The 26,140-nt window shown below is 51.4% G+C and carries 27 protein-coding genes; 18 read left to right on the top strand and 9 right to left on the bottom strand.

The features are described from left to right. Nucleotides 1–17: 17 nt before the first annotated feature. From AB3G37_RS12445 to AB3G37_RS12395, 11 genes are all read left to right on the top strand, one after another. Entirely contained in the window at nt 18–1,184 is a 1,167-nt protein-coding gene (locus AB3G37_RS12445) for a pyridoxal phosphate-dependent aminotransferase (RefSeq protein ID WP_369787952.1), read from the top strand. Between the two features lie 26 nt (nt 1,185–1,210). Next, nucleotides 1,211–1,879 (top strand): 5-oxoprolinase subunit PxpB, encoded by a 669-nt coding sequence (pxpB, locus tag AB3G37_RS12440; protein ID WP_369787951.1) that lies wholly within the window; start codon nt 1,211–1,213, stop codon nt 1,877–1,879. Beyond that, nucleotides 1,876–2,838, top strand: coding sequence for a biotin-dependent carboxyltransferase family protein (locus AB3G37_RS12435; protein WP_369787950.1), 963 nt, complete (start codon nt 1,876–1,878; stop codon nt 2,836–2,838). The genes pxpB and AB3G37_RS12435 overlap by 4 nt, the downstream gene beginning before the upstream one ends. 12 nt (nt 2,839–2,850) lie before the next feature. Further along, nucleotides 2,851–3,258 carry a biotin/lipoyl-containing protein gene (locus AB3G37_RS12430; RefSeq protein WP_369787949.1) on the top strand — a complete coding sequence of 136 codons (408 nt, stop codon included), beginning with the start codon at nt 2,851–2,853 and terminating at the stop codon, nt 3,256–3,258. Between the two features lie 14 nt (nt 3,259–3,272). Then, nucleotides 3,273–4,058, top strand: coding sequence for a LamB/YcsF family protein (locus AB3G37_RS12425; RefSeq protein ID WP_369787948.1), 786 nt, complete (start codon nt 3,273–3,275; stop codon nt 4,056–4,058). 160 nt (nt 4,059–4,218) lie between these two features. Beyond that, nucleotides 4,219–4,968, top strand: a complete 750-nt coding sequence (locus AB3G37_RS12420) for an SDR family oxidoreductase (RefSeq protein WP_009636083.1) — start codon at nt 4,219–4,221, stop codon at nt 4,966–4,968. 36 nt (nt 4,969–5,004) lie between these two features. After that, nucleotides 5,005–5,715: an amino acid ABC transporter permease gene (locus tag AB3G37_RS12415; RefSeq protein ID WP_009636084.1), complete on the top strand. Its 711-nt coding sequence runs from the start codon at nt 5,005–5,007 to the stop codon at nt 5,713–5,715. A 6-nt stretch (nt 5,716–5,721) separates the two neighbouring features. Beyond that, nucleotides 5,722–6,474 (top strand): amino acid ABC transporter permease, encoded by a 753-nt coding sequence (locus tag AB3G37_RS12410; RefSeq protein ID WP_369787947.1) that lies wholly within the window; start codon nt 5,722–5,724, stop codon nt 6,472–6,474. Between the two features lie 9 nt (nt 6,475–6,483). Then, nucleotides 6,484–7,221, top strand: a complete 738-nt coding sequence (locus AB3G37_RS12405; RefSeq protein ID WP_009636086.1) for an amino acid ABC transporter ATP-binding protein — start codon at nt 6,484–6,486, stop codon at nt 7,219–7,221. Nucleotides 7,222–7,318: 97 nt separating this feature from the next. Next, nucleotides 7,319–8,158, top strand: coding sequence for an ABC transporter substrate-binding protein (locus AB3G37_RS12400; protein ID WP_369787946.1), 840 nt, complete (start codon nt 7,319–7,321; stop codon nt 8,156–8,158). 2,729 nt (nt 8,159–10,887) lie between these two features. Then, entirely contained in the window at nt 10,888–11,106 is a 219-nt protein-coding gene (locus tag AB3G37_RS12395; protein WP_009636088.1) for a hypothetical protein, read from the top strand. A 42-nt stretch (nt 11,107–11,148) separates the two neighbouring features. Here AB3G37_RS12395 and AB3G37_RS12390 read toward each other — a convergent pair whose 3' ends face one another. Continuing rightward, the gene (locus AB3G37_RS12390; RefSeq protein ID WP_369787945.1) at nt 11,149–11,778 is read right to left on the bottom strand and encodes a helix-turn-helix domain-containing protein; all 630 of its coding nucleotides are present in this window, start codon (nt 11,776–11,778) and stop codon (nt 11,149–11,151) included. Nucleotides 11,779–11,894: 116 nt separating this feature from the next. Between AB3G37_RS12390 and AB3G37_RS12385 the strand changes: the two genes are divergently transcribed. From AB3G37_RS12385 to AB3G37_RS12375, 3 genes are all read left to right on the top strand, one after another. Further along, nucleotides 11,895–12,746, top strand: a complete 852-nt coding sequence (locus AB3G37_RS12385; RefSeq protein ID WP_369787944.1) for a helix-turn-helix domain-containing protein — start codon at nt 11,895–11,897, stop codon at nt 12,744–12,746. A gap of 73 nt (nt 12,747–12,819) precedes the next feature. Continuing rightward, nucleotides 12,820–13,521, top strand: coding sequence for an alpha/beta fold hydrolase (locus AB3G37_RS12380; protein ID WP_369787943.1), 702 nt, complete (start codon nt 12,820–12,822; stop codon nt 13,519–13,521). Nucleotides 13,522–13,776: 255 nt separating this feature from the next. Further along, complete coding sequence (locus AB3G37_RS12375) at nt 13,777–14,982, top strand: MFS transporter (RefSeq protein ID WP_369787942.1); 1,206 nt, start codon at nt 13,777–13,779, stop codon at nt 14,980–14,982. A gap of 4 nt (nt 14,983–14,986) precedes the next feature. On the opposite strand, the gene AB3G37_RS12370 is transcribed toward AB3G37_RS12375, so the two are convergent. Further along, nucleotides 14,987–15,928: an alpha/beta hydrolase gene (locus tag AB3G37_RS12370; protein ID WP_369787941.1), complete on the bottom strand. Its 942-nt coding sequence runs from the start codon at nt 15,926–15,928 to the stop codon at nt 14,987–14,989. Between the two features lie 280 nt (nt 15,929–16,208). Here AB3G37_RS12370 and AB3G37_RS12365 point away from each other — a divergent pair, with 280 nt between their 5' ends. After that, nucleotides 16,209–17,228 (top strand): isopenicillin N synthase family dioxygenase, encoded by a 1,020-nt coding sequence (locus AB3G37_RS12365; protein ID WP_369787940.1) that lies wholly within the window; start codon nt 16,209–16,211, stop codon nt 17,226–17,228. Between the two features lie 303 nt (nt 17,229–17,531). On the opposite strand, the gene AB3G37_RS12360 is transcribed toward AB3G37_RS12365, so the two are convergent. Further along, complete coding sequence (locus AB3G37_RS12360; protein WP_369787939.1) at nt 17,532–18,077, bottom strand: hypothetical protein; 546 nt, start codon at nt 18,075–18,077, stop codon at nt 17,532–17,534. A gap of 300 nt (nt 18,078–18,377) precedes the next feature. On the opposite strand from AB3G37_RS12360, the gene AB3G37_RS12355 reads away from it, so the two are divergent. After that, nucleotides 18,378–18,557: a hypothetical protein gene (locus tag AB3G37_RS12355; RefSeq protein ID WP_369787938.1), complete on the top strand. Its 180-nt coding sequence runs from the start codon at nt 18,378–18,380 to the stop codon at nt 18,555–18,557. Between the two features lie 222 nt (nt 18,558–18,779). Here AB3G37_RS12355 and AB3G37_RS12350 read toward each other — a convergent pair whose 3' ends face one another. Then, nucleotides 18,780–19,217, bottom strand: coding sequence for a MarR family winged helix-turn-helix transcriptional regulator (locus AB3G37_RS12350; protein WP_369787937.1), 438 nt, complete (start codon nt 19,215–19,217; stop codon nt 18,780–18,782). A gap of 66 nt (nt 19,218–19,283) precedes the next feature. On the opposite strand from AB3G37_RS12350, the gene AB3G37_RS12345 reads away from it, so the two are divergent. Then, complete coding sequence (locus tag AB3G37_RS12345) at nt 19,284–20,021, top strand: siderophore-interacting protein (protein ID WP_369787936.1); 738 nt, start codon at nt 19,284–19,286, stop codon at nt 20,019–20,021. Nucleotides 20,022–20,077: 56 nt separating this feature from the next. On the opposite strand, the gene AB3G37_RS12340 is transcribed toward AB3G37_RS12345, so the two are convergent. The 5 genes from AB3G37_RS12340 to AB3G37_RS12320 form a co-directional block, all read right to left on the bottom strand. Next, nucleotides 20,078–20,872 carry a metal ABC transporter permease gene (locus AB3G37_RS12340; RefSeq protein WP_369787935.1) on the bottom strand — a complete coding sequence of 265 codons (795 nt, stop codon included), beginning with the start codon at nt 20,870–20,872 and terminating at the stop codon, nt 20,078–20,080. A gap of 1 nt (nt 20,873) precedes the next feature. Beyond that, nucleotides 20,874–21,725 (bottom strand): metal ABC transporter permease, encoded by an 852-nt coding sequence (locus AB3G37_RS12335; protein WP_369787934.1) that lies wholly within the window; start codon nt 21,723–21,725, stop codon nt 20,874–20,876. A 19-nt stretch (nt 21,726–21,744) separates the two neighbouring features. Continuing rightward, nucleotides 21,745–22,572, bottom strand: coding sequence for a metal ABC transporter ATP-binding protein (locus AB3G37_RS12330; RefSeq protein WP_369787933.1), 828 nt, complete (start codon nt 22,570–22,572; stop codon nt 21,745–21,747). Nucleotide 22,573: 1 nt separating this feature from the next. After that, entirely contained in the window at nt 22,574–23,485 is a 912-nt protein-coding gene (locus AB3G37_RS12325; protein ID WP_369787932.1) for a metal ABC transporter solute-binding protein, Zn/Mn family, read from the bottom strand. 137 nt (nt 23,486–23,622) lie between these two features. Next, entirely contained in the window at nt 23,623–24,486 is an 864-nt protein-coding gene (locus tag AB3G37_RS12320; RefSeq protein ID WP_369787931.1) for a LysR substrate-binding domain-containing protein, read from the bottom strand. A 124-nt stretch (nt 24,487–24,610) separates the two neighbouring features. Here AB3G37_RS12320 and AB3G37_RS12315 point away from each other — a divergent pair, with 124 nt between their 5' ends. Beyond that, complete coding sequence (locus tag AB3G37_RS12315) at nt 24,611–26,020, top strand: NAD-dependent succinate-semialdehyde dehydrogenase (RefSeq protein WP_369787930.1); 1,410 nt, start codon at nt 24,611–24,613, stop codon at nt 26,018–26,020. Nucleotides 26,021–26,140 lie beyond the last annotated feature (120 nt).

The raw sequence follows: 26,140 nt of genomic DNA, 5'->3' as shown, positions 1-26,140 counted from the left end.
CTTGAGGGTGAGTCAAAATGTCTTCACAGCAGGATGAAGTTGTAGATTTTACGGCGTCGCAAGCGGTATTGCGTATCGAGCGGACATCGTTGCGGGTTCAGCAACCGGCCACTACGCAGGATATTATCTCTCTTGCCGTTGGCGAGCCTGATTTTGATACGCCACCGCGTATTATCAAAGCGGCTGCCGATGCCCTCAATCAGGGGCTGACCCATTACGCTCCGCAATCAGGTGAAAAACCGCTGTGTCTGGCGCTGGCTCGGCTGATTTCGACTCAGTCGGGCGTCGAGGTGGGGACGAGCGAAATTTTGGTGACCCACGGTGGCACGGGCGGGCTTTCTGCTGCCATCCTGTCGATTGTCAATCCCGGCGATCGCGTAGTTATTCCCGATCCTACTTATTCTCTGTATGCCGACTTGGTCAATATGGCCGGGGGGATCTGTGTCCCTGTACCTTGCAAGCCAGACTTGCATTGGGACATTGAGGCGCTGGAAGCCGCTATGCGCGGCGCGCGGCTGTTTGTTTTCTGCAATCCGGGCAACCCAACCGGCATTGTTCATTCGCGCGCAGAAATCGAAGCCTTGGGCGAAATCGTCAAGGCCAGCAATACTTTTGTGGTTGCCGACGAAGCCTACAGTGATCTGGTGTTTGCCGATAAGCCGTTTACCTCCGCGCTGCAAATAGAGGCCTTCCGTGGCCGCACTCTGTACTGCCAGACCTTCTCCAAAAGCTACGCGATGACAGGCTGGCGCATCGGTTATCTGGCTGGTCCGGCAAAAATGATTGCCGCCGCCGCCCGTATTCACAACTCGGTAAACGGCTCGGTCAATACCGCCGTGCAGTACGCGGCACTGACGGCGATTGAAGAATGTGCCCAAGACGTGCGGGAGATGCACAAAATTTATGCTCAACGCCGCAAACTGATGATTGCCGGACTCAATGCCATTCCCGGTTTGAAACTCAACGAGCCGGAAGGGGCATTTTACTGCTTCCCTTCTTATTCCGCGCCAATACCCTCGCTGGAAATGGTCGCAATCTTGCGCAACTTCGGCATTGCCGTCCGGCCCGGCAGTGAGTTTGGCGCAGCAGGTGAATCACACATTCGCCTGTCTTACGCCGCCAGCCAGAAAATCATTGTCGAAGGTCTGGTACGACTCAAACGCGGCCTTGCGTCCTTATCCTGATGACGGCCATGACGAGGGAACATGCCATGAAGATTGAAACCTTGACACAGCCGGTTATCAGTCAACTCGGCAGCCGCGCGATGCTGTTTGAAGCACCCGGTGTGTTGAGTCTGGAAAATCAGCAGCGCATCTGGGCGTTGTCGACTCAGGTCAAGCAGTGGCCATGGGTGGCCGAAGCTGTGCCGGGGATGAATAACCTGATGCTGACTTTTCATCAGCCGCCGGAAGAACTCGAGCCACTGTATGAGGCGTTGCAGGCCGAATGGCTACGCGGTGAGGCGCAAACTCTCGAGGGCAGAGTCATTGAGCTGCCGGTGTATTACGGCGGGGAATATGGACCGCACATTTGCGACGTCGCCGAGTATACCGGCCTGAGTATCGCCGAAATAGTGCGCCGTCATGCCCAACCGCAGTATCCAGTTTATGCGCTGGGCAGCCACCCCGGTTATTGCTATCTCGGCGGCATGGACCCGGCGATTGCCACCCCGCGCCGACAGACACCGGTAATGAGCATTCCCGGCGGTGCCGTCTCGATTGGTGGCGTGCAAACCGGCGTTTCAGCCTCTGCCGGACCCAGCGGCTGGAACACTATCGGCCATACCGAATATGTGTTTTTCAATGCGGCGGCCACGCCTCCAGTGATGCTGCGCCCCGGTGACAGCCTGCAATTTCGGGTAAAGAAGGTGCTGTCATGATTGAAATTGAAAAAACGACGGCGCTAACCAGCGTTCAGGATTTAGGGCGTAGCGGTTGTTTGAACTACGGCGTGGGTCGCGCTGGGGCGATGGACCCCTTGGCGCTACAACTGGGGAATTTGCTGCTGGGTAATGAATCCGGTGCGGCGGCGATAGAAATTCCGCTGTTTCCTTTTCAGGTTCGTTTTTTAAAAGACTGTGCCTTTGCGGTAACCGGCAACGATGGCGAGATCCTGCTTGATGGCAAGTTGCTGCCGCCATGGTGGGTGGCACAGGCCGTGGCTGGGCAAAGGTTGACGGTTAAGGCTTCTCGTCATTCGGCGCGTGCCTATTTGCATCTTCCCGGCGGTATTGACGTACCTGAAGTGTTGGGATCGCGAAGTACCCAACTGCGCGGGGCGTTTGGCGGATTTAAAGGGCGTGGACTGCAAAAGGGTGACCAGCTGTCGGCTGTCGAGCCGCAGCGCAAGATGAAAACTGACCTCGGCATTGCCTCGCCGTGGCTAAGGTTTGCCAATCTCGGCGCTGAGGTGCAAACAATACGTGTGCTGCCTGCTGGCGAAAATCTGGCTTATACCGAAGCTTCACGCCAGCGTTTTTGGCAACAAGACTGGAAAATCACGCCGCAAAGCAACCGTTATGGCTATCGGCTCGAAGGTAAAGCATTGGTGGCGCTGGAAACCATGGAAATGCGTTCTCACGGCATCGTCCCCGGAGTCATTCAGGTGCCGCACAACGGGCAGCCGATTATCCAGATGAGTGATGCCCAACCCAGCGGCGGTTATCCGAAATTTGCCACGGTGATTGAGGCCGATTTATGGCTGCTGGGGCAAATCCCTCCGGGGCGCAGTATTCGTTTTGTAGAGTGCAACTTTGCGCAAGCGCGTAAAGCCTGGCAAGAGCAGCTGCAATATCTCCAACAGGTTGAGAAACAGATAAAAAATCTGGGTCATGCGTAATCAGGGTGAAAGATGATAGCGATTAACGAAATACGCCAGATTGCCCAGAAAATGCAGGCATCCGGGCTGGGAAATATTGAAATTAGTGGTAAGGATTTTTTACTGCGGTTGCGCTGTGCCGACCAGAGTCATTTTCCAAATGCAGCGTTGGCTAAACCGGCCGAGTCGGTAGTGTGCAAAGCGGTCAAAAAAGGGCAGTTTTGGGCCACTCATCCGATGCAGGAAAAAGCGCCGTTAGGTTGTGGCACACAAGTAAAGGCCGGTGATTGTCTGGGTTTTTTGCAGACCGGAGAGCTGATATTGCCCATCCGCAGCCCGCTGGACGGCGAGGTAGTCAATCTGGCAGTCAGCAATGGTGAACAGGTTGGGCAAGGCCGCGTGCTGTATTCAATTAAACCGCAGGCTGTTGTTTATAAATAACTTAGGAGCCTTTTATGCGCTTAATTGATCTCAATGCCGATCTCGGTGAGGGCTTTGGCGACTATCGTATCGCTGATGATAAATCGCTGATGTCGATTATCAGTTCGGCCAATATTGCCTGCGGTTTTCATGCCGGAGATGCCAACACCATGGCCGAAAGTGTGAACAGCGCCAAGGAACTCGGCATCGATCTCGGCGCGCACGTCGGCTTTCCAGATTTGATGGGTTTTGGACGCCGCCGTATGCAGATAGACGGCGAGACAATGGCGAAATATGTGATTTATCAGCTCGGTGCTTTAGCTGGATTCGCTCGCGTCGCCGATTATCCGCTGAGCCATATGAGCTTTCATGGCGCGCTGGGCAATATGGCGGCAGAGGATGAGGCATTGGCGATGCCGCTGCTTCAGGCGGTAAAGGCGTTTGACCCGAGTTTGATTATCAGCACCACGGCGGGTAATGCGGTGGAACGCTGCGCCCGAGAGCTGAACATGAAAGTTGCCTGCACGCTATTGGCCGACCGGGCCTATCACACTGACGGAATGCTGGTCAGCCGAGGCAAACCGGGGGCGGTGATCCACGACCCGCAAGCGATAAGTGCGCGTATCCGCCAATGGTTGACCGAAGGCACCTTAACCAGCATCGAAGGGGTGAAAATACCGATGGCGGTTTCATCAATTTTGCTTCACGGCGATACCGCAGGGGCGGTGGCGCTGGCAAAACGCATTCGGCAAGAGATTGAACAAACGCCGGACTGCCAAATTAGGCCGCTATCGCGGCAACTAGTGTCTTTAAATAATTAAATAACAACATGATAGAGAAGGGCGTGACGCTTCATAAGATGACCTTATTGCCACACACCCTTTATGTCTTATCCGTAAAAGATATTACCCGATACATTCGAACTATCTCCACTGCCAGCCGCCGGAAGGGCATCTGCGGCAATATTAAAGAGGAATTATCATGCCGTTTTCAGATTATAAAGTTGCGTTGGTCACCGGAGCTTCAGCTGGAATGGGAGAAGCCATCGTTGAGCGTTTGTGCAAGGAAGGGTTGACCGTTCATGCCGTCGCCCGCCGCGAAAGCGAACTGGCCGCTCTGGCCAGCCGCACCGGCTGTATTCCTCATGTTATTGACGTCAGCGATGTTGATGCGTTGACCCGCCTGTGCAGCGAAATTGAAATTGACGTGTTGGTCAATAATGCCGGCATCTCGCATCCCGGTTCAATTGCCACTGCAAAAGAAGAGTACGTCGATGCGCAGGTTGACGTTAACCTGCGCGCCGTGCTGCACCTGTGCCGCCTCACCGTACCGGGAATGATGGCACGTGACCGTGGGCATATCATCAACATTACTTCAATCGCCGCTATCTATAACTTTGGCGGTAACTCGATTTATCACGCCACCAAGGCGGGCGTACATGCGCTTTCACGTCAACTGCGGGTGGACTGCTACGGCAAACGGGTTCGCGTCACCGAAATCTGTCCGGGACGGGTAGCGACCGACATCTTCGGCAATGTTTCCGGTGACAAAGAGGGGGCGAAAAAGCAGTTTATCGACGGCTTCGAACTGCCAACCGCCAAAGATATTGCTGACACCGTAGCTTTCGCCATTGCCATGCCGATAGCGGTCAATATCGGCAACATCGAGATCACTCCAACCTTGCAAGTGCCGGGCGGGCTTTCCACCATGCGCCCGGGTGATGCAGGTTAGTAAAGGTTTTGAATTATTGGCTCACGGGAGGTCGTAATGGCTGCGTTGAAGAACAGTTTTGACATTGCCGCGGTTATGCAGGGCCAGTATGGCGGCATGCTGGTAAACGGCATTGAATTGACGCTAAAGCTGGCGATTGGCTCGTGGATGTTGGCCATGATTCTGGCGCTGTTGCTGGTAGTCATTCGCCTGACCGACAAACGTATCGCCGTCGCGCTGGTCAGTATCTACGTTTCCTATCATCGAAATGTGCCGACTTTAGTGCAGTTGATGATGTGGTACTTCGCCATTCCAACCCTGCTGCCGGAAGGGTTGCAAGACTGGATTAACGACCAGAACGCCGAATTTATTTTCGCCTTGATGGCGCTGAGTCTCTGTCAGGCGGCCTATTTTTCCGAGGATATTCGTAGCGGGCTGCGCGCTATCCCTGCTGGTCAAACCGAGGCATCGCGTGCGCTGGGCATGAGTTATGTGAAATCAATGCGGCTGATTATTTTGCCGCAAGGGCTGCGTAACGCTTTGCCTTCATTGATTAATCACACGGTGCTGCTGTTTAAGAATACCAGTCTGGCGATGGTTATTGGTGTCGCAGAACTCACTTATGTCACCCGTGAGATCGAGAATCAGACTTTCAGAACGTTTGAAATTTACCTGGTGGCCTCGGTGGCGTACCTGTTTTTCTCACTGCTGTTGATGGGAGGCGGCGCACTGGTAGCCCGACATTTTCAGCGTGCTATGGCGAGGTAAGTGGCCATGTCAGATTTCTTCAGCATTGTGCATCAATACTGGATGCTGTTTTTAGTCGGTCAGTACCCACACGGTTCTCTCGGCGGTTTGGCCAATACGCTGCTGCTGTCGCTGGTGGCGATGCTGTTCGCAGTTCCATTGGGTATTTTGCTGGCGATGGCGCGTATCTCGCCGTTCAAAACTGTCAGGGTGGTTTCTGCGATTTGGGTTTACCTATTCCGTGGCATTCCTCTGATGATGGTGGTGTTTTGGACCTATTTTTGCGTGCCGATGTTGCTGGGCCACGATATCAACGGTTTCGCCACGATGGCCTGCACGCTGGTGATTTATGAAAGCGCCTATATTGCCGAAATTGTGCGTGGTGGTATTCAGGCGCTGCCGCCCGGCCAATACGAGGCCTCGCGAGCTCTGGGGATGAGCTATTTCAAAACCTTCCGACTGATTATTTTGCCGCAGGCGCTGTACAACACCTTGCCGAGCCTGATAAGCCAACTGGTTTCGATCATCAAGGACAGTACTCTCGGCTATGTGATTAACGTGCAGGAACTGACTTTTGCTGCCAATCAGGTCAGCAACCAGTTACTGACCAAGCCTTTTCAGGTGTTCGCGATTGTGGCGCTGAGTTATTACGTGATTTGTTTCAGCCTGACCTGGGTTGCCAATCGCCTTGAAAAGCGTATTGCCCAGCAGCGTATTCGTCATCAAGGGGCATTGGCGGTGACACCTTCATCCACGTTATCCCCTGAAATCATTCAATAAGGAGCAGAGATGACCCCGCTAATCATGTTTAACCAGGTCAATAAATGGTATGGCGAATATCAGGCTCTGACTGACCTGAGTGCAGAAATCCGCAGTGGTGAGGTAGTCGTGGTTTGCGGGCCTTCTGGCTCGGGTAAATCTACGCTGATTCGCACGGTGAATCGCCTGGAGCCGATTCAGAATGGACAAATCCTGTTTGAGGGATTGGACATTAATGGCACCAGCACGCGTTTAAACCAGCTGCGCACTCGTATTGGATTTGTGTTTCAGAACTTTAATCTTTTTCCGCACATTTCAGTGCTGGAAAACGTGATGATTTCGCCGGTTAAAGTCCTTGGCGTTCGCAAATCACAGGCTCGTAAAGAGGCGATGGCGTTGCTTGAACGTGTTGGTTTGGCGCACAAGGCCGAAGCTTATCCGTTGCAGCTTTCCGGCGGACAGCAGCAGCGTGTGGCAATCGCGCGGGCCTTGGCGATGAAGCCACCAGTGATGCTGTTCGATGAACCTACCAGCGCACTGGACCCGGAAATGGTCGGCGAAGTACTTAGCGTAATGCGCGGGCTGGCGCAGGAAGGGATGACCATGATGTGTGTGACTCACGAAATGAATTTTGCCCGTGAAGTGGCTGATACTATTTGGTTTATGGATGAAGGAAAAATACTCGAAAAAGCGCCGCCGGAGCGTTTCTTTACTCGACCGGGACATGCACGCGCCCAACGTTTCTTGAGTGATTTACGCCAGCATTAATTTATTGTCGATGGTTTTATACCCGTTTCTGATGAACTTGCATTAATTATCTGTGACGCTGTCACTTAATTTTGAACACTATTCGGGAAAATGACTGATGAAAATTAAAACACTGTCTTTTGCACTACTGTTAAGCCCAATTGCGCTGAACACCCTCTCGGCCCATGCCGACATGCTCAGCGATATTCAGGCGCGCGGACAGTTAAACTGTGGCGTTTATTCTGATGTGCCACCTTTTTCATCACCGGACCCACAGACGCGCCAATTGGTAGGCATGGACGTCGATCTCTGTGGGGCGTTGGCGAAACAAATGGGCGTGAAACTCAATCTGATGCCGACTTCGGTTGAGGCGCGCATTCCAGTATTGACCACGGGGCGTGTCGATGTGCTGATCGCCAATCTGGCCTACACCAAAAGCCGCGCTGCTCAGATTCAGTTCAGCGATCCTTATTATGTAGCGAAAGAGATGCTGGTGGTGAAAGATAAAAACGCCGCCGAACCGATCACTTTTTTTAAAGGGAAACGCCTTAGTTCGACCAAGGGCACGACGTCTGAGCAGTCTATTTATCTGGCCGGTGCCAAAGCGATTACTTTCCAGGACACCGCGTCGGCTTATCTGGCACTGCAGCAGAATAAGTCGGTGGGCTTTGTTACCAACACAATGACCGCCATCAAAATGATTGAGCAGGCCAAGGCAGGGGGTGTCAATCTGGCCATGACCTCGTTCCCGATGGCGCTGGAACCCATTGGTATCGGCATGAAGCAGGGTGAACCTGCATTGCTGACCAAGGTTAACGCCAGTCTGAAAGCGATGGATGATTCGGGTGAGATAGACAAAATTTGGGATAAATGGATTGGGCCAAATACCTCTTACAAGATGGTGCGAGAAGACAAGGTGCAACCGTTAAGCAGTCTGAAGTTCCAGCCGTTGGAATGAATTTAGATTTTAGATTTGGAATCTAAAGGCAATTTTTAAGATTAATTCTTAAGCTTTATTCTTAAGTTTTATTCTTAGGGTCAATATCTAAGGCCGATAAACTCTGAGCCGTTTTTCCGGTTCACGAATTTCAATGGTCAATTAACCGGCAGCGCCGGAACCGGGCAAGAGGTCTCCAGGGCGAGCCCTCTTGCATCTCCGCGTTACAGGTGCTGCGCATGGGCTTTAGGTGCTGCGCACGGGCTTTTTAAGGTCAATGATCACCGAGGAGTTTTTCCGGTTCATTAATTTCAATGGTCATTTAACCGGCAGTGCCGGAACCGGGCAAGAGGTCTCCAGGGCGAGCCCTCTTGCATCTCCGCGCCCCTTTGGTGTCGCTTATTTGTACGGCACCAGACGATGAGTTCGTTTCAGTTGCCACCGAGAGTGGCGTTGGTCGCGCCGCTGCGCGGTCCCCTCGTTCGTTCGAAAGCCAAAAACGTCTTTCTCCCTCGCTCAGCGCCGCCCCGAGGCCGCCAATCAGATCATCGACACTTTCACTTTAATTTTATTTTAAAAAAGATTTTGCCTGAGGAAACGGCTTTTGACCGCCGTAGAGTTGCCGGTTTTTCTTTTTAGCTGCTATTGGCGGCCTCAGGCCTACGCTGAGCGAAGGAAAGGGAGACGCTTTTGGCTCCCGACTGAGTGAAGGCAGCCCGCAGAGCCGTGGCCAACGCCACGCACCGAGGCTGCTGAAACGATCTACTTTTTTTGCACCAATCTGGTCACAAGAAAAGGGGCCCGGGATTCTTAAGGGTGGCGGCCCAAGGGCCACCCTTGAGGCGGTCTGGGTCGCCACCCAGTAAGCGAAGCGCATGAAGTTGAATTTGAATTTGAAGTTAAGCCATGCGCAGCATTAAGCGTAGCGTTGACCGCCGTAGAGTTGCCGGTTTTTCTTTTTAGCTGCTATTGGCGGCCTCAGGCCTACGCTGAGCGAAGGAAAGGGAGACGCTTTTGGCTCCCGACTGAGTGAAGGCAGCCCGCAGGGCCGTGGCCAACGCCACGCATCGAGGCTTCTGAAAAGATCTCTTTTTTTTGCACCAATCTGGTCGCGAGAAAAGGGGCCCGGGATTCTTAAGGGTGGCGGCCCAAGGGCCACCCTTAAGGCGGTCTGGGCCGCAGCCCAGTAAGCGAAGCGCATGAAGTTGAATTTGAAGTTAAGCTAAAGGCCGCGCGCAGCATCAAGTGTGCCGTTGGTCGCGGTTAACTTCTAAGGCCGAAAAACTCTGAGCCGTTTTTCCGGTTCATTAATTTCAATGGTCAATTAACCGGCAGCGCCGGAACCGGGCAAGAGGTCTCCAGGGCGAGCCCTCTTGCATCTCAGCGCTACAGGTGCTGCGCATGGGCTTTAGGTGCTGCACACGGGCTTTAGGTGCTGCGCACGGGCTTTTTAAGGTCAATGATCACCGAGGAGTTTTTCCGGTTCATTAATTTCAATGGTCATTTAACCGGCAGTGCCGGAACCGGGCAAGAGGTCTCCAGGGCGAGCCCTCTTGCATCTCCGCGCCCCTTTGGTGTCGCTTATTTGTACGGCACCAGACGATGAGTTCGTTTCAGTTGCCACCGAGTGTGGCGTTGGTCGCGCCGCTGCGCGGTCCCCTCGTTCGTTCGAAAGCCAAAAACGTCTTTCTCCCTCGCTCAGCGCCGCCCCGAGGCCGCCAATCAGATCATCGACACTTTCACTTTAATTTTATTTTAAAAAAGATTTTGCCTGAGGAAACGGCTTTTGACCGCCGTAGAGTTGCCGGTTTTTCTTTTTAGTTACTATTGGCGGCCTCAGGCCTACGCTGAGCGAAGGAAAGGGAGACGCTTTTGGCTCCCGACTGAGTGAAGGCAGCCCGCAGAGCCGTGGCCAACGCCACGCACCGAGGCTGCTGAAACGATCTACTTTTTTTGCACCAATCTGGTCACAAGAAAAGGGGCCCGGGATTCTTAAGGGTGGCGGCCCAAGGGCCACCCTTGAGGCGGTCTGGGTCGCCACCCAGTAAGCGCAGCGCATGAAGTTGAATTTGAATTTGAAGTTAAGCCATGCGCAGCATTAAGCGTAGCGTTGACCGCCGTAGAGTTGCCGGTTTTTCTTTTTAGCTGCTATTGGCGGCCTCAGGCCTACGCTGAGCGAAGGAAAGGGAGACGCTTTTGGCTCCCGACTGAGTGAAGGCAGCCCGCAGGGTCGTGGCCAACGCCATGCACCGAGGCTCCTGTAAAGATCTCTTTTTTTTGCACCAATCTGGTCACAAGAAAAGGGGCCCGGGATTCTTAAGGGTGGCGGCCCAAGGGCCACCCTTAAGGCGGTCTGGGCCGCAGCCCAGTAAGCGAAGCGCATGAATTTGAAGTTGAAGTTGAAGTTAAGCTAAAGGCCATGCGCAGCACCCAAGCCATGCGCAGCATTAAATGCCGTGCGCAGCACAAGATGCTGACTTAAATCTTCTGATTTAAAATAGTTTTTTGAGGATTAAAAAGAATAAATGCCACCCTTGAGGCGGTATGGGCCGCTCGCCCAGTAAGTGAAGCGCATGCAGTAGAATGTAAAGCCAAAACCTTAATCCGTACTTGTCAGATATCTTCCCCCCCGATGCAGCTATATCTTAACCGCATTAAAACGAAGGCAAATAAAGCGGAATAATCTCCAGTTAACCCTCTGATATTTCGCGTTCGTTTTTCCTAACAACTTTAATGAATAGCGGGAAAATATGAACCTTAAAATGACTTTGATTTCGGCTGCTTTGGGTGCGGTAACGCTTTTGTCGGGCTGCGGTATGCAAAACATGCAGGTTGAGCAAGATCAACAGCGCTGCAAACAATATGGTTATGCAATGGGAACGGAGCCGTTCGCCAAGTGTATGCATGAGACAACAGTTGAGCGGGACAGAACCCAGTTGCTAGGATCGTTGATTAACAAGATTAAATGATGCTAAATCCGGCTGGGAGAGACAATTTCTCCCGGCCAGCAATTAACAGGTTTTAGAGACAGCGCCGTCACAGCATGGTTTCCAATTTTGCCAGGCAGTTTTTTGGCAATTGTAGCTCGGCGCAGTTTTAATACCCATCCATTCCAATTCGCTTTCGCCCGAAACCGTCGCCTTGACTTCCATTTCCTCTCCAGCCATCACTCCTACTTTTGAAACAGTGACCTTTGATGCTTCAGCTTTGGTTACCTCGGCCGACTTACTGATTTTCTCGGTAACGCCTAATGCCGCTGTAATTTCGGCGTGAGTTTCATCCAGCTCGATTTTTGGGCATAAACCTAAACTCGGCCACTGCTCTAACCGACGATACACCGCAGGCGTAGTTTTAAACTGTTTTTTGAACGTGCGGGTAAAGGTTTGCTGAGAGTCGAACTGATATTTGTCAGCAATGCGCAGAACTGAATTTTGTGTCATCCGTAATTCAGTTGCTGCCATAGTCAAACGGCGCTGGCGGGTATAAGTGCCAAGAGTTTGACCGGTGAAGCTTTTAAACAGGCGTTGCAAGTGCCATTTGGAGTAGCCCGATTTCGCGGCAATGGTATCTAATGTTAAGGATTGATCCAGGTTGTGTTCAATCCAATCCAACAGTTCACTGACAATACTTTCGTGATACATATTTAAATTCTCCCGTTAAGGATGCCATTTAGCCACTCCTCACGCTGGACTACAATGCGCAATTCGGCCATATTATTTATCAAAGCAGCCAAAACCTTACGGAGTCTTGATAATCGATGCCAATAATTCAGTGTCATCCTGGCGATTGTAACCGCGTATCTATTGATGAAATCGATAGACCTGTGATTGCCGTCGGGGCCGCGAGAGCCAATGGGGCATGGGAAATGGCGATGCATCGCCATCGTAAATCACAGCTGATTTATACGCTAGAAGGCATCATTAGCTGCGAGCTAGAGCAGGGGGTTTGGGTTGTTCCACCGCAGTGCGCGGTGTGGATCCCCAGCGGATTGATGCACTCGGCGCGCGGAACCGGTGTTAATCAGTGCTACAGCCTGTTTGTTGAACCTGATGCTAATTTAGCTTTACCCACCACTTGTTGCACTTTGTCCGTTAGCCCATTACTGCGGGAGCTGCTGCTGCACGCCGCGCATTTCCCGCTGTTGTATGACGAGCAAGGGCCAGAAGGCAAGATGATCAATGTGTTGCTTGACCAACTGGCGGTGGCGCAAGTCGAAAATTTGTATCTACCACTGCCAAGAGATAATCGACTGCGCCAGGTGACCGACGGTATGTTGCTACACCCATCAGATAAATCAACCCTGGCGGAATGGGCGGGGCGTATTGGCATGAGCGAACGCAGCCTGAGCCGGACTTTCGTCAGTCAGGTCGGAGTCAGTGTCCATCGCTGGCGGAAACAGCTGCACGTGATCCTCGCGTTGCAAAAGTTGTCGGAAGGCCACAGTGTTCAAACCGTTGCTTTCGATTTAGGCTATGAAAGTGCCAGCAGTTTTGTCACCATGTTTCGTAAAGCGCAGGGCAAACCGCCAGCGCGATATCTTTCTGATTGCGTAAACAGCCCGGAAATGACCATTCGCGGATTCTCCTTAACGGAAAGCCTCGCTTCATAATAAGAAACTGGCGCTATTTATTGTTCACCCTGGCGTCAGTTTTGTAATCAAGCCTCAAGGAAAATATTGCAAGATGGCTATAGGTAATCTGGTGCTTATCCCCGGTTATATGACCGACGACCGGCTGTGGGACGATATTGTTGCACCTTTGCAGCAGAGCGGGGCGAGGTTGACAATGGCTCAGCTCAATCAGGGCGAGAGCATGGATCAGATGGCCGATCGCATCATTGAACAGTGTCCGCCAGAGTTTGTATTGCTGGGTTTCTCAATGGGCGGTTATATCGCACGCAAAATTGTTCAGCGCATACCGGAACGAATTACTGCATTGATTTTAGTTGCCACCTCCAGTCGAGCCGACTCGCCACAGCAGCAGCGCAGCAAGGCCAGCGCGGCAGATGCCGTTACCGAGCAATCCTATAATGGCCTCAGTAATCAGTCGTTAGGATACTCCCTTCACGCCGAGCGTAGTCACGATCCGTTGCTGTTACAAAGGCTTAAGAGCATGGGGCAGCGTTTGGGCTACGGCGTTTTCGTCCGTCAGTCTCGTCTTGATCGCGACAGCGATACTGCCGCGTTAGGGCAAATTAAATGCCCCACTTTGGTAATCGCAGCGCAAGACGACCGGATGCGGAGCCTGCAGGAATCAAACGAGTTGCAGGAAAATATCGCCGGGGCAGAAATGCGCATCATTGCAGATTGCGGGCATATGATCCCCCTCGAGCAGCCCGCAGCGCTGTGTCATGAAATCATCGGCTGGCTTGAGCAGCGTCCGTAATGTTCCAATTTGTAGCAAGGAAGCTGCAAATCAGGCTGTGATTGAAGTTTTAGTTACAACATACTAATTGCCATCGACATTCCCGACATTTAACCACGGCGACAAGTTTGTCTGGCAGCAGGAAAAGGCTGTTAATAATATTCCAATCGTTTCAGTGGGTTATATTGTGTTTCTATACTGTTTGTGCGGACCGCTCTTGACGTAGTGATCTGCATCACGTTCTATAGCCACAAAAACACCTGTGGGATTATAATAATGACTGAATGTGCAACTCTGGGCTCGGAAATACAAACGTCTTCGCTGAGGCGCTGGCTGGCCGTGATGTCTCTGGCCTGCGGCACCTTTGCCTTGGTAAATACCGAGTTTTTACCAATCGGCCTGCTTTCGCCGATAGCCCACGCCCTCAACGTGTCTGAGGGCCAGGCAGGTTGGGCGATTATGCTGCCGGGTCTGGTCGCTGCGTTGGCAGCTCCTTTGTTAATGCTTTTTTCACGTAAGCTAAACCGCCGTACATTGCTGCTGCTGTTGTCCTCGGCCATCATCCTTTCTAATGCTATCGCTATGTTTGCACAAACTTTTCCGGCATTGTTACTGGGTCGCCTGATCTTGGGCATTGGCGTCGGAGGGTTCTGGGCATTTGCAATCCCTGCCGGGCGACGCCTGGTTTCTGAAGCGCAAAGCTCGCGGGCTATCTCATTGATAAGTGCCGGGGTTGCAGTGGGAACAGTGGCGGGGGTGCCTGCCGGAGCCTTCATTGGTGAGCTTTTTGGCTGGCGTATGGCGTTTACAATCAACACCGTGTTAGCGGTGGCCGTTTTCATCTACCAATGGGCTGCCTTACCATCTTTACCTGCGAAGAATTCACTTGGCTTAGGTTCGCTTTTAACCGTAGCGAAAATTAAAGGCGTCCGCCGTGGCCTGATCATTGGTATTTTTATGGCCGCTGCACAGTTTTCCGCCTACACCTATCTTGAACCTTGGTTACGTTTTCAAGTGCGTTTATCGGCGTCAGATCTTTCTCTGTTGCTGATGGGCTACGGCGTGGCCGGTCTTATCGGTACTTTCCTGACTGAAGTCACCGTGCGCGAATTCGGCGTCAAAAAAGCTTTTCTGGGCAATATCCTGCTGTTGGCTTGCTCAGTGTTAATCGCCTCTCAGCTGAGTAACAGCATAATGGCAGCCAGCATTCTGGTCATTCTATGGGGATTGGCTTTCGGAGCATTGCCGGTGTGTCTGAATATCTGGATCTATCAGGCAGCGCCTGCAATGTTTGAAAGCGGTTCAGCGTTGATGGTATGCGTGTTCCAGATAGCTCTCGCCTGCGGTGCTTTTTTTGGTGGATTATTGGCCGATACCCAAGGCACATCCGCCGCGTTTATTCTCGGCGGAGTGCTCGCTTTGCTGGCTGGATTGAGCATCTTTATTTCCCAGCCTCGACAATCAGAAATCAAGCCGCAGTAGCGAGTTAACTCAATTCGCCCAGACGCTGTAGCCAGCTGCGGTAGAAATGTGGCCAAATTTCGGTAGGCGTTCCTGGTTTGCCCATGCCGAAACCGTGACCGCCGCTGGCGAGCTGATGCAGTTCACAGGACACATGCATTCTATCGCAGGCCTGCTGCATGATTACCGTATTCATTGGATTGGAAATCGGATCGTCTTTGGCCTGCGCTAAAAACATCGGCGGTGTTTGTGAAGTTACAAAGTTTTGTACTGACCACTGCGCCGCCTGTTTCTCATCCGTATGTCTTCCGACTAAAATATGTGCCGTTGAGGTGTCTGAGTAAGGGGCCTCTAGCGTGATTATCGGATAGATAAGTGCGCTAATGTCGGGGCGGGCGCTGTGATTGTCTATATTATCGATAGCGCGATAGGAGTTAAAATCGGAGCGCACTGACGCCATGCCGAGTAAATGTCCTCCTGCCGAAAAGCCCAGAACGCCGACCTTGTTTTTATCAACTCGATATTTGTCTGCATTGGCGCGAATGAGTCGCAACGCCCGTTGGGCATCCTGTAAAGGAGCCATGGCGCCTGCATTCCAGCCTTCTGCGGGTAAGCGATAAGTAAGAACGAATGCGGTAATACCCCTTTCGCCAAGCCAGCGGGCAGCGGGATGTGCTTCGGTTTCCATTTCAATACGTTTATAGCCTCCGCCTGCAGCAATCAACATTGCTGAGCCATTGGGATTTTTGGGTCTATAAACAGTGAGATGTGGCACGCTGATGTTGCTGACAGCACCACGTTTGCCTATTTCCATCTCACCGGAGGGACCACCGCCACCCGGCGGGGTTGAAGGCCAAAGTAGCAACTTTTCTGTTGCTGCGGTTGGCTCTTGTCTGCGTGTTTTTGCATCTACGCATCCGGCAAGAAAAGCCGCGCTGGCTCCGATAATAAAATTACGACGGTTCATGCAATCACCTGCTGTTGATAAAAATTAGAACAATTATAAAAATAGCTACTGATAAAATTCTGAGTAACTTCTGAATTACCCTAATAGGGGTATCAATCAAAAGTGATGAAATCATGAGTTTATCTTAAAGTTAGCGCGCCATTTATGTTCGTGAGAGGTTAGGGCCGTTCAATTGGCTGTCGTGCAGGCAGAACATTGACGCATAACTAATGCCATTTAAATCCATAAGGCGTCTGTTCACGAGTGCTAAAGTGGGGTGACATTAATCAGGGAGCCAGCTATGTCTCATTCCAAAACTTCTGCTATTCCTGTTATTGACCTGTCAAAACTTAACGGAGCTCCTGAACAACGCCGTGAGTTCCTCAAGGCGCTGCGGGTGGCTGCACGTGATATTGGTTTCTTTTACCTGACTAATCACGGGGTAGATCTGAATCTGTTGTCTCAGGTGCAAAACATCTCCCGTGACTTCTTCGCCTTGCCCCAGCACGAGAAGGATCGCGTTGCCATGGTAAATTCCAGGCATTTTCGCGGCTACAATCGCGCCGCATCTGAGTTGACGCGCGGGCAGCCAGACTGGCGCGAACAGTTTGACCTTGGTGCCGAGCGCGCGCCGCTGCAACAAACTGCTGATTCACCCGCCTGGTCTCGTTTACAGGGGCCTAACCAGTGGCCTGAAGCCCTGCCTGAGCTGAAGCCGTTGCTGCTGGAGTGGCAAAAAACGATGACAGTCATGTCGCTGCAGATTTTGCGTGCTTTCGCCGAAGCACTTTCTCTGCCAGTTGACTCTTTTGACTCATTGTATGGTGATAAGCCTAATGAGCATATCAAACTGATACGCTATCCTGGGCGGGGAGATAATGAGAGCAATCAAGGCGTTGGCGCTCATAAGGATTCTGGGTTTCTGACATTTCTGCTGCAAGACAAGCAGAAGGGATTGCAGGTCGAAGTCGAAAAAGACCGCTGGGTGGATGTTTTGCCTATTGAAGGTGCCTTTGTGGTGAATATCGGCGAATTGCTGGAGTTAGCGACTAACGGCTATTTGCGTGCCACGGTGCACCGGGTTTTAGCGCCTTCAACCGGCAACGAACGGCTGTCTTTGGCCTTCTTCCTTGGGGCGCGACTGGATGCAGTTATTCCTGTGTTTCAGCTACCTGCGGAGTTGGCTTCTCAGGCAAATGGGCCAGAGAGCAGTCCACAAAACCCACTATTGCGCGATGTGGGCTGGAATTACCTTAAAGGCAGGCTGCGGTCGCATCCCGATGTCGCTAAACGATATTATGCGGATATTCTATTTTCCTGAAATTGAGAAATTAATTAATCTTTCTATTAATAGGTAAATTTAGATAATAGTTTCCTAAATTATTCTGATATGAATTTTTCTCTCCCAGGAAAAACTGTCTGGATAGCCCTTGACGATAAATAATCGCAAAGGGCTATTTTTATCTCGACGGGCAAGACGAAATTTTTGACATTGCTATGATTAATCGCCGTAAGCAGATCATAAAGATACGGTTTAATCCTGTTTCCTTTCACTATTTCTCGCGAGTTTCTGACTTGTACTCTGATGAATATTATTAGGCGCAAGATGAGACGATCAATGCTATTAACCCGTGGTGTTGATAAGCCTTACCCGTCGCTGGTTGACGTGGTGTAACTTCTTGCAGTTCGCTACCATTTGCTTTTTAGTTGCATGAAATACAGGGGGATAGGATGACGCAAGAGCATCAAGGGCATCTATATTTCCCCGGCAGATAATATCATCTTGCTCAAGCTGAATTCCCGCCATGTTGAGGTCCCCATAGCCGAGATGGTCGATAAACTGTGGGGTTTCTTTAAGTGCGGTATTTCTAAAAGTTCTTAAATCTCCATTTAATTGATTATTAACTCTAGCCAGCCTGTTGCGCCTGGTATTACAGCGTTCCACTGTCTGCGCCTTTTTTATTTCCTTCAAGCAGCTTAAGGTTGTAAAAGTCTGATGTTCACCATATTTAGCCATGGCCAGTTCAAGGGTTTTAACGTAATTACTTAACAAAATCCGTGGGTTGTTAAGAATACCTATTTGGTCGACTATTGAAGGAATAGGGCGCTGGGGGATTATCTCGGCCATTGCGTTTTGCGCAGCCAGAGACGAGTTAATACTATTGAGCATTTATTACTCCTTAATGAGTAGAGACGTATTTTTATTAGAATGCCTTTATTAGTTGGACATTATTATTCACAATGTGAATTATTATGGCTAAAGGCATGTGTTAATTATATGCTTTTAAAATCAGTGTGTTGTGTTAATACGGCGTGCCAAGCTAAGTTCGCATACTGTTTAAAAAGTCGCAAATGCAATTTTCCTGATAAGCAAAGTTAAAAGGAATATTTCTCTTGGCCCATTTTTCTTGGTTAACTGATTTCACTGAACGGGGATTGCCCCAAACGATAATCTGATAAGGAGTGAACAATGACCCAATATTTATCTGCCAAATCTTTATGGCAAGGAATTAAACGTCGATGTTCTGCTACTTTCTTTTCTCAGTCTACAGCAGACAGTTCACGCTTGGTTGAATCGCTTCTTGTAACAGGATCGTTATATGGCATTGAACTCGGAAATATTGACCCTTCCTGGTATCGCCAGAAATAGTCAATATCAGCGATTACTACGTCGCAGCTATTGGAATGAACTGTGCTAACGGTTCGCTGTGAAGGGATTCACAACAGTATGATGATTTTCTCCTGAAGTAAGAGCAGTAAAGTTGAGATCTCCCCCGGTCTTGTCGAATGTGATTTTAATCCCACTTTGTGGAGCCTATGACTTTTGAGTCATAGGTTTTTTTATGCCTGCAATCTTCACAACGGATAGGGATTATTCCTGCTTGAAGTTATCGTAAACACGATGCACCAGGCTCAATAACTGCTGATGCTCTTCTTCGCTTAAACTACTAATTCCTAACTGATTAAGTTCTTGCCCCTGCTGCTGCATGATTTTTCGAATCTCTAATCCGGCTTCAGTCAATGTCAGGCGCAAACTGCGACGGTCTTTAGTGTCCATACAACTAGTCAGCAGGCCTTTATCTCTTAAGCCTTTGATCAATCGAGTCAACTGGGCCTTATCGCGTTCCATAAAACGCTGTAAGTCACCCTGAGGCGCGCCGGGATGACGCCCAACATAGCTCATCACTTTGGCTTCCATTTGGGTGATGTCGTAATTACCATCGCGCAGCAATTCGAACTGTTTTGCACGATAGCGATGCATAATCATATGCATTACCCAAAGCACATCGTCGTTATGCGAATGACTCATTAGTTGACAATGTCTCCTATTCTCATTTAGATTGTTGATATTATCAACCAAGTGGAACACCTTACCATGACCGACAACACCTCTACCAGCCGCGTGCAGCTAGTCATGCACGAGATAAAACGACGCACGCTCGACGTGGTAAACGTGGAACAAATTAGCCCAGGTTTTAAGCGTATTACTTTCAAGAGTGAGTCGCTGGCGGATTTTATCAGCGCTTCATTCGATGACCATATAAAATTCATTGTTAATCCTCAAGCTGATCAACCAGTAATGCGCGATTACACGCCACGCTTTTACGATAACGCCAAGCAAGAGCTGGTGATTGAATTTGCGATGCACGGGGAAGGGCCTGTCAATGAGTGGGCAGAGAATGTTAAAGCTGGTGACAAAGCCTACATTGCCGGGCCACGTGGCTCGCGGGTGATCCCGATGGACTATCAGTGGCAGTTGATGTTGGGGGATGAAACCGCGTTTCCGGCTATTTCGCGCCGTCTGGAAGAGTTGCCTGCCGGTGCTCGTGTCACGGTGGTGGCTCTGGCTCAGGATGCTGGCGATCGCCGCGAGTTCCCGACTCAGGCCGAGGCAGAAATTATCTGGGTAGAAAATGCACAGCAGCTGACCGACTGGGCCAGTCAGCATCAGCTTGCCGCCGGTGAAGGTTTTGTATGGTGTGCTGCCGAGGCTTCAATTATCAAGGCATTGCGCAATATCTTTGTTGAGGAAAAGGGCCATGATGCCAACGCGCTCCGCACCTCGGCTTACTGGAAAAAACGTACCGCCGCATTCCACGAAGAAGTCCAGTAATCATGGATCGACGCTCTTTCTGAAGGCAGGAAGGGCGTCGAAATGACGACTATAGGCTATTTCCCGCCGCGCCTGAACGCCTGCCAACCCTTGGCTAAGGCGTAAAACAAGGCACCAAAGCCGCCGACGAAAAATCCTACCGGCCAGTTGGTCTCATAGGAAAGAGCAATGGCCAGCCAGACAGTAAACAGGGCGATGGCGACTGACAGCAGCACCGCCGGGACCGGACGAGAAATCAGCGTCCGCGCTACCGCTGCGGGCCCTACCATCAGGCTGAAAACCAGCAAAGCGCCAACAACCGGCAGTGCCATTGCAGTGGCCAACGCCAGAATTGCCAGGAACCACAGCTCCATTTTTTTAGCCGAAATTCCCTGTACGTCGGCTAATTCTGCAGAAACCGAGCTGAGGATCAGTGGATAAAACAGACGCACGGTCAATCCTGTTGCCAGAATGCTGATTGCCGCAACCGGCAGCAGTTCTGCGCGGCTGACACCCAATACCTCGCCAAACAGCAGCGCATAAACCTGTTGAGAATACTGGCTGCCGATGCTGAGAAACACCGTTCCCAAACTTAACAGCATCACCAATGTCAGTGCCGTTGCGACCTCGTGACGGCCATTTTTAGCCAGCTGATTAATGCCCGCCACACCGACACCGGCAAAGACTATTAGGCCAATAAAACTGTTGATACCCAGCAAGCCAGCCAGCGCGGCACCCGGAAAAGTGCCTAGCGGCAGGGCGTGAGCGGCAAAGGAAGCGCCGCGCAGTACGATAAAAAAACCTACCAGCCCGGCGACTACGGCAACCAGCGTCACCACTATCCAGGTGTTGATCATAAAACTGGAAAACATTTCAGCGCCCTTTGATACGAATAAGATGCGTCGCTGCAAGGTAGGCGACAAAAATCAGTGCAACGATGAAAAAACTGACTGGCCAACCATGGCCCGGCGTCCAGTAATAGCTGTTATATGCCAGCAGGATGCCGCCCCAAGTGGCGACGAGGCCAATAATTACTGCCGCCAGCATGGCACTTAGCGGCCTTTTGGTGAGTCGTAACGCCGTAGCTGCCGGACCTATCAGCAAGGCGGTCGATAAAACCGCGCCCACCGTCATCGCCGCCAACGTCACCGCCAGCGATAACAGCATCAGGTAAAACATTGCCAGCCGCCGAGTGTTAATCCCCATGACCTCGGCCAGTTCCTTATCCAGAGAACTGAGTAACAAAGGGCGATAAATGACAAAAATCGCCAGCAGCGCGCCGCCGCCCAGACTCAGAGCCAAAGGGATTATTGCCGGCGGAATGGCAAACATTGAGCCAAACATTACAGTGATGGCCGCGCCGGTAGTGCTGTGGGTTGTCACGTCAAAATACAGCAGCAGGGCAGACAGCCCTAATCCCGCGCCCAAGACAATTCCCGTCATTAAATCGCGTTCGCGAGCTCGGCGGATGTCGATCATTTCCATACCGATTGCCGCCACCAAGGCCATGCCTAACAGCCCGATCAGCGGATTGATGCCGAGCAGAAAAGACAGTGCGCCGCCTGCGCTACTGACGTCCGCCAATGCATGGCCGGCAAAAGACTGACCGCGGATCACCGTGAAAACGCCCACCACGCCTGAGACGATAGCGGTTCCGCCGCCAACAATGAGCGCGGTTTGCACGGGCGCACTGGTGAAAAAACCAGGTTCTACTAACAAATTCATCAGGGTTTTCATGAAAAAATCAGACTTTTATCAGACTATCGGGGGCTAAATTAAGGGCGCAGGGGTTGCTTTGTGCATTACCCGCAATAACCAGTACGCGATCCATCACGCGTAACACTTCAATCGGATGGCCATAAAGTTTGCTTAATACCTCGCTGCGTACCACTTCATCGGTGTTACCACTGGCTGCATGACCGTTAGCCAGATAAACAATGCTATCCATCGAAGACAGCAGCGGATTCATATCATGCGCTGACAGCAGGACAGTAACCTGATGCACGCGAGAAAGGTGGCGCAAAAGCGCCACTATTTCAGAGACGCTGCGAATATCGAGATTAGCCAAGGGTTCATCGAGCAATAAGAGACGAGGACGGCGGATCAAGGCATGAGCGATCAGTACGCGCTGTTGTTGGCCGCCAGAGAGATTGCCAATGCGCATGTCGGCAAAAGACTCGGCACCGACCTCGCGCAGCATGCTATCAACCTGTTGCTTTGTGTTGCGCGAAAACGAGCCTAATCCCAGACGTTTACCGGTTAATCCCAATGCAACCAAATCTCTGGCGCGCAAAGGGATTTCAGCGTCGAGCATTATTTTTTGCGGAACATAACCCACTGAGCCAAGCCCAGCTTTACCGGCTTTGCCATCAATCATTACTTGCCCGTTTTCCAGCGGCTGAAAACCAAGCAACGAGCGAAGCAGAGTGGTTTTTCCCGAGCCGTTTGAACCAATCAAACCGCAAAACTCACCGGCTCGAAGGCTAAAGCTCACCTGGTCCAGCACCGTTTTGCCTGAAAAGCGCACGCTGAGATTTTTTGCGGTCAATACGCCGCCGTCTTCGAAGCCCATCTTACTGTTTTACCATCAGGCTTTCGGTGGAGGTTTTAGCCTGCAAAGCCTTAATCAGCGCGTTGGTTTCCGCCAGCATCCAGCTTTGATAGTGATAGCCCGGCGTTGGCATGGTTTCATAAACCCCGACAATTGGAATCTGATGGTCTTTGGCCTGATTGAGGAAAGAAGCGGTCAGCGGATCAGTGACCTGCTGGTTATAGATAAACACTTTGAGCTGACCGTCGGCGAACAGGGCATTTTGCGCGGTAACATCCTGCGGAGCCGGATCGGTGCCGTTCATGATGGCAGCTTCGAGATTAAATGGCGTAGCAATCTTCAGGCCTGCCGCCTGCAGCAGATAATCGCCGACCGGTTCGGTAACCGCAACTTCACTGTCTGGGTATTGGCTTTTCAGTTTTGCCAACGCGGCGCGCCACGGTGCCAGCGATTGGTCAAACTTTTTGGCATTGGCTTCGAAATAGTCTTTCTCGGCGGGAAGGGCCGCGCTTAGGTCGGCGGCAATCTTTTTAGCGACCACGGGCATCACATCAGGCTTGTACCACAGGTGTGGATTAGGCGTGTTATCAGGCAGTTGCAGCAGTTGCTGTACGTCGATCACTTTACGCGATGCGTTGGGTGCTGCGGCGAGAAATTTGTCGGTCCAGGCATCATAACCAAGGCCATTTTTGACCACCAAATCGGCGCGAGCAATTTCTGCGGCGATTTTAGGGCTGGCTTCAAAGGTGTGCGGATCGGTATTGGGGTCTGTTTCAATAGCTGTTACAGCGACATATTTACCGCCAATCTGGGCAATCACATCGGCATACTGGTTTTCCACACCGATGGCATGCAGAACGGGTGCTGCAAAAGCTTCACCTGTGTAAATCGACATCATGGCCATCGCCGCTAAAACGCTTAACTTACCTTTCATCCTAACCCCTTAATAATAAAGTTATCATTGTACATATCGGTCAATTGTTTTTAATTGATATGTTATAACATAACTTATATTGAGTGGGGGCCGTGTTCAAGCAACCAGACGTTACCAGTTGTTTGTAGATGTATCTGTCAGGCGCGCATCGCCTCTAGCAGAGCGGTCATGGCTTTTTGATTGGCCGAGACAGTTCCTTTGCGCCACATTAGCCAGATTTTAATTTTGCCCATTTCATCGCCCAGCGGGTAAACCTTGACGCCGTTTTTGCCGGGCATGGTTTCAAGCATGCTGGCAGGCACCAGCGCCAGACCTGCACCGGCTGTAACGCAGGCAACAATGCCGTGATAGGACTCCATTTCGTAGATCTTTCCCGGAACCGCGTCGTCCTGAGCGAACCAGTTTTCAAATAAACGCCGATAGGAGCAGTTGGCGCGGAAGGCATAGATTGTTGAGCCAGAAATATCGCGCGCTCGGGTGACATTGGGATGATTGAGTGCCGAAATGAGTACCATCTCCTCGTTAAACGCAGGAACGCCTTCGATTTCCGGATGCTTTGGCGGACCATCGACAAAAGCGGCGCTAAATTGGCCGGACAGCATGCCGTCGATCATATCGCCAGACGGGCCGGTGGAAAGGTCCAGTTCAACGTCGGGATAGGCCTGGTGATAGCGCGCCAACACGGGAGGAATATGCACTGCGGCACAGCTTTCAATCGCACCCAGAGTGAAAATTCCGCTGGGTTTCTGCCCGGAAACACTCTGTTTGGCCTCTTCTGCCAACGCCAGAATGCGTTTTGCGTAGCCGAGAAAGGTCTTCCCTGGGTCGGAAATATGCAGGCGCAGCTTCTCGCGATGAAACAGTAGCGTGCCCAACTCTTCTTCCAACTGCTTGATACGGGTGGAAATATTAGAAGGTACGCGATGCAGTTTTTCGGCGGCGGCGGTAACACTGCCTTCTTCAGCCACAGTGGTGAAAACTTCAAGTTGAGTCAGATCCATACATCCTCCAAAAACCTTCTCAAAATGAGACGATAATGTTCATTATTATTCATTTTTAAAAAATCTTACACAAGTTTAGGATTAACCCCAGATAGCATTAATCCTAAACATACAGGTGGCTTAAATGACCCATTCAATGACGAAAACTCATTCAACCGCCGGGCTAAGCGGCGCATTTTCTCGCAACCCGACTAACGGCGAAGTATTCAAACAATATCCTTTTGCGACGGCGGCCGAGGTCGATTCTGCCTTGCAGAGCACGCACGAGGCTTTCAACGCCTGGAAAGACAGTGCCATGGTCGAACGCGTTGCGCTTTTGCAGCGCATTGCCAACGGTCTGCGTAAAAATGCGCCGGCACTAGCCGAAATGATGGCGTTGGAGATGGGCAAACCGGTAACTCAGGGTTTGGCCGAAGTCGAGAAAAGCGCCAAACTGTGTGAATGGTATGGCGAAAACGGCCCGGCGATGCTGGTCCCTGAGCCGACACTGGTTGAAAACGATAAAGCCTGGGTAAACTATTTGCCATTGGGCCCGGTGCTGTCGGTAATGCCGTGGAACTTCCCGATTTGGCAAGTTTTGCGTGGTGCAGTGCCCATCATTTTGGCGGGTAACAGCTATCTGCTGAAACCTGCGCCAAACGTGATGGGCAGCGCCTACCTATTGCGTGACGTTGTCACTCAGGCAGGTTCGCCAGCAGGCTTATTTGAGGTTTACAACGCCGATAATGACTCCGTGGCCGACAGCATCAAAGACTCGCGAATTGCTGCCATTACCTTGACCGGTAGCGTCCGCGCTGGATCGGCGATTGCCGCGATGGCAGGTGCCGCACTGAAAAAATGTGTGATGGAGCTGGGCGGTTCCGATGCGTTTATCGTACTGGCCGACGCGGATATCGAGGCGGCGGTCAAGGGCGCCATTGCCGGTCGCTTTATGAATAACGGTCAAATTTGTATTTCGGCAAAACGTATCATTGTTGAAGAGTCGGTAATCGGCGAGTTTACCGAGAAATTCCTGGCGGCCGTCAAGACCTTGAAAATTGGCGATCCACAAGACGAATCGACCTATCTCGGCCCGATGGCGCGTTACGACCTGCGTGACGAGCTGGATGGTCAGGTTAAAGCCACTTTGGCAGAAGGGGCAACGCTGCTGTGGGGGGGAGAGGCGATTGCCGGTGCCGGTAATTACTACGCGCCAACGGTGTTGGGTGATGTCAAACCTGGCATGACCAGCTTTACTCAAGAATTGTTTGGTCCGGTAGCCTCGTTGATTACGGCCAAAGACGCCGCTGAAGCAATACGCATGGCTAACGACTCTGAGTTTGGTCTGGGTGGCAGCCTGTGGAGCCGTGATGTCGAAACTGCAAAAGTGCTGGCAAAACAGGTGTATACCGGAGGAATGTTCATCAATTCACCCAGCTTCTCGGACCCGCGGGTACCGATTGGTGGCGTGAAGAAAAGTGGTTTTGGCCGCGAGTTGTCACACTTCGGGATTCGGGAATTCACCAATCCACAAACTTTGTGGATTGAGAGCTAATAGACTGATAAATCTGCGGTTTATGCCTGATCTTATGCCACTAGACCTTACATCAACCCATTGAAATTGTGAATTTTATCCCTTCCCCCGCCTGTGGGGAAGGGACTGTTTGTGGACGGC

The organism is Rouxiella sp. WC2420, assembly GCF_041200025.1.
GTDB lineage: Bacteria > Pseudomonadota > Gammaproteobacteria > Enterobacterales > Enterobacteriaceae > Rouxiella.
Note: the sequence above shows the minus strand (reverse complement) of the source record. Positions and strands in the feature narration are given on the sequence as shown.

Bases quoted from the DNA above. Each gene is read 5' to 3' on its own strand.
- AB3G37_RS12445 (WP_369787952.1), top strand. From the start codon at position 18: ATGTCTTCACAGCAGGATGAAGTTGTAGATTTTACGGCGTCGCAAGCG.
- pxpB (WP_369787951.1), top strand. From the start codon at position 1,211: ATGAAGATTGAAACCTTGACACAGCCGGTTATCAGTCAACTCGGCAGC.
- AB3G37_RS12435 (WP_369787950.1), top strand. From the start codon at position 1,876: ATGATTGAAATTGAAAAAACGACGGCGCTAACCAGCGTTCAGGATTTA.
- AB3G37_RS12430 (WP_369787949.1), top strand. From the start codon at position 2,851: ATGATAGCGATTAACGAAATACGCCAGATTGCCCAGAAAATGCAGGCA.
- AB3G37_RS12425 (WP_369787948.1), top strand. From the start codon at position 3,273: ATGCGCTTAATTGATCTCAATGCCGATCTCGGTGAGGGCTTTGGCGAC.
- AB3G37_RS12420 (WP_009636083.1), top strand. From the start codon at position 4,219: ATGCCGTTTTCAGATTATAAAGTTGCGTTGGTCACCGGAGCTTCAGCT.
- AB3G37_RS12415 (WP_009636084.1), top strand. From the start codon at position 5,005: ATGGCTGCGTTGAAGAACAGTTTTGACATTGCCGCGGTTATGCAGGGC.
- AB3G37_RS12410 (WP_369787947.1), top strand. From the start codon at position 5,722: ATGTCAGATTTCTTCAGCATTGTGCATCAATACTGGATGCTGTTTTTA.
- AB3G37_RS12405 (WP_009636086.1), top strand. From the start codon at position 6,484: ATGACCCCGCTAATCATGTTTAACCAGGTCAATAAATGGTATGGCGAA.
- AB3G37_RS12400 (WP_369787946.1), top strand. From the start codon at position 7,319: ATGAAAATTAAAACACTGTCTTTTGCACTACTGTTAAGCCCAATTGCG.
- AB3G37_RS12395 (WP_009636088.1), top strand. From the start codon at position 10,888: ATGAACCTTAAAATGACTTTGATTTCGGCTGCTTTGGGTGCGGTAACG.
- AB3G37_RS12390 (WP_369787945.1), bottom strand. From the start codon at position 11,778: ATGTATCACGAAAGTATTGTCAGTGAACTGTTGGATTGGATTGAACAC.
- AB3G37_RS12385 (WP_369787944.1), top strand. From the start codon at position 11,895: ATGCCAATAATTCAGTGTCATCCTGGCGATTGTAACCGCGTATCTATT.
- AB3G37_RS12380 (WP_369787943.1), top strand. From the start codon at position 12,820: ATGGCTATAGGTAATCTGGTGCTTATCCCCGGTTATATGACCGACGAC.
- AB3G37_RS12375 (WP_369787942.1), top strand. From the start codon at position 13,777: ATGACTGAATGTGCAACTCTGGGCTCGGAAATACAAACGTCTTCGCTG.
- AB3G37_RS12370 (WP_369787941.1), bottom strand. From the start codon at position 15,928: ATGAACCGTCGTAATTTTATTATCGGAGCCAGCGCGGCTTTTCTTGCC.
- AB3G37_RS12365 (WP_369787940.1), top strand. From the start codon at position 16,209: ATGTCTCATTCCAAAACTTCTGCTATTCCTGTTATTGACCTGTCAAAA.
- AB3G37_RS12360 (WP_369787939.1), bottom strand. From the start codon at position 18,077: ATGCTCAATAGTATTAACTCGTCTCTGGCTGCGCAAAACGCAATGGCC.
- AB3G37_RS12355 (WP_369787938.1), top strand. From the start codon at position 18,378: ATGACCCAATATTTATCTGCCAAATCTTTATGGCAAGGAATTAAACGT.
- AB3G37_RS12350 (WP_369787937.1), bottom strand. From the start codon at position 19,217: ATGAGTCATTCGCATAACGACGATGTGCTTTGGGTAATGCATATGATT.
- AB3G37_RS12345 (WP_369787936.1), top strand. From the start codon at position 19,284: ATGACCGACAACACCTCTACCAGCCGCGTGCAGCTAGTCATGCACGAG.
- AB3G37_RS12340 (WP_369787935.1), bottom strand. From the start codon at position 20,872: ATGTTTTCCAGTTTTATGATCAACACCTGGATAGTGGTGACGCTGGTT.
- AB3G37_RS12335 (WP_369787934.1), bottom strand. From the start codon at position 21,725: ATGAATTTGTTAGTAGAACCTGGTTTTTTCACCAGTGCGCCCGTGCAA.
- AB3G37_RS12330 (WP_369787933.1), bottom strand. From the start codon at position 22,572: ATGGGCTTCGAAGACGGCGGCGTATTGACCGCAAAAAATCTCAGCGTG.
- AB3G37_RS12325 (WP_369787932.1), bottom strand. From the start codon at position 23,485: ATGAAAGGTAAGTTAAGCGTTTTAGCGGCGATGGCCATGATGTCGATT.
- AB3G37_RS12320 (WP_369787931.1), bottom strand. From the start codon at position 24,486: ATGGATCTGACTCAACTTGAAGTTTTCACCACTGTGGCTGAAGAAGGC.
- AB3G37_RS12315 (WP_369787930.1), top strand. From the start codon at position 24,611: ATGACCCATTCAATGACGAAAACTCATTCAACCGCCGGGCTAAGCGGC.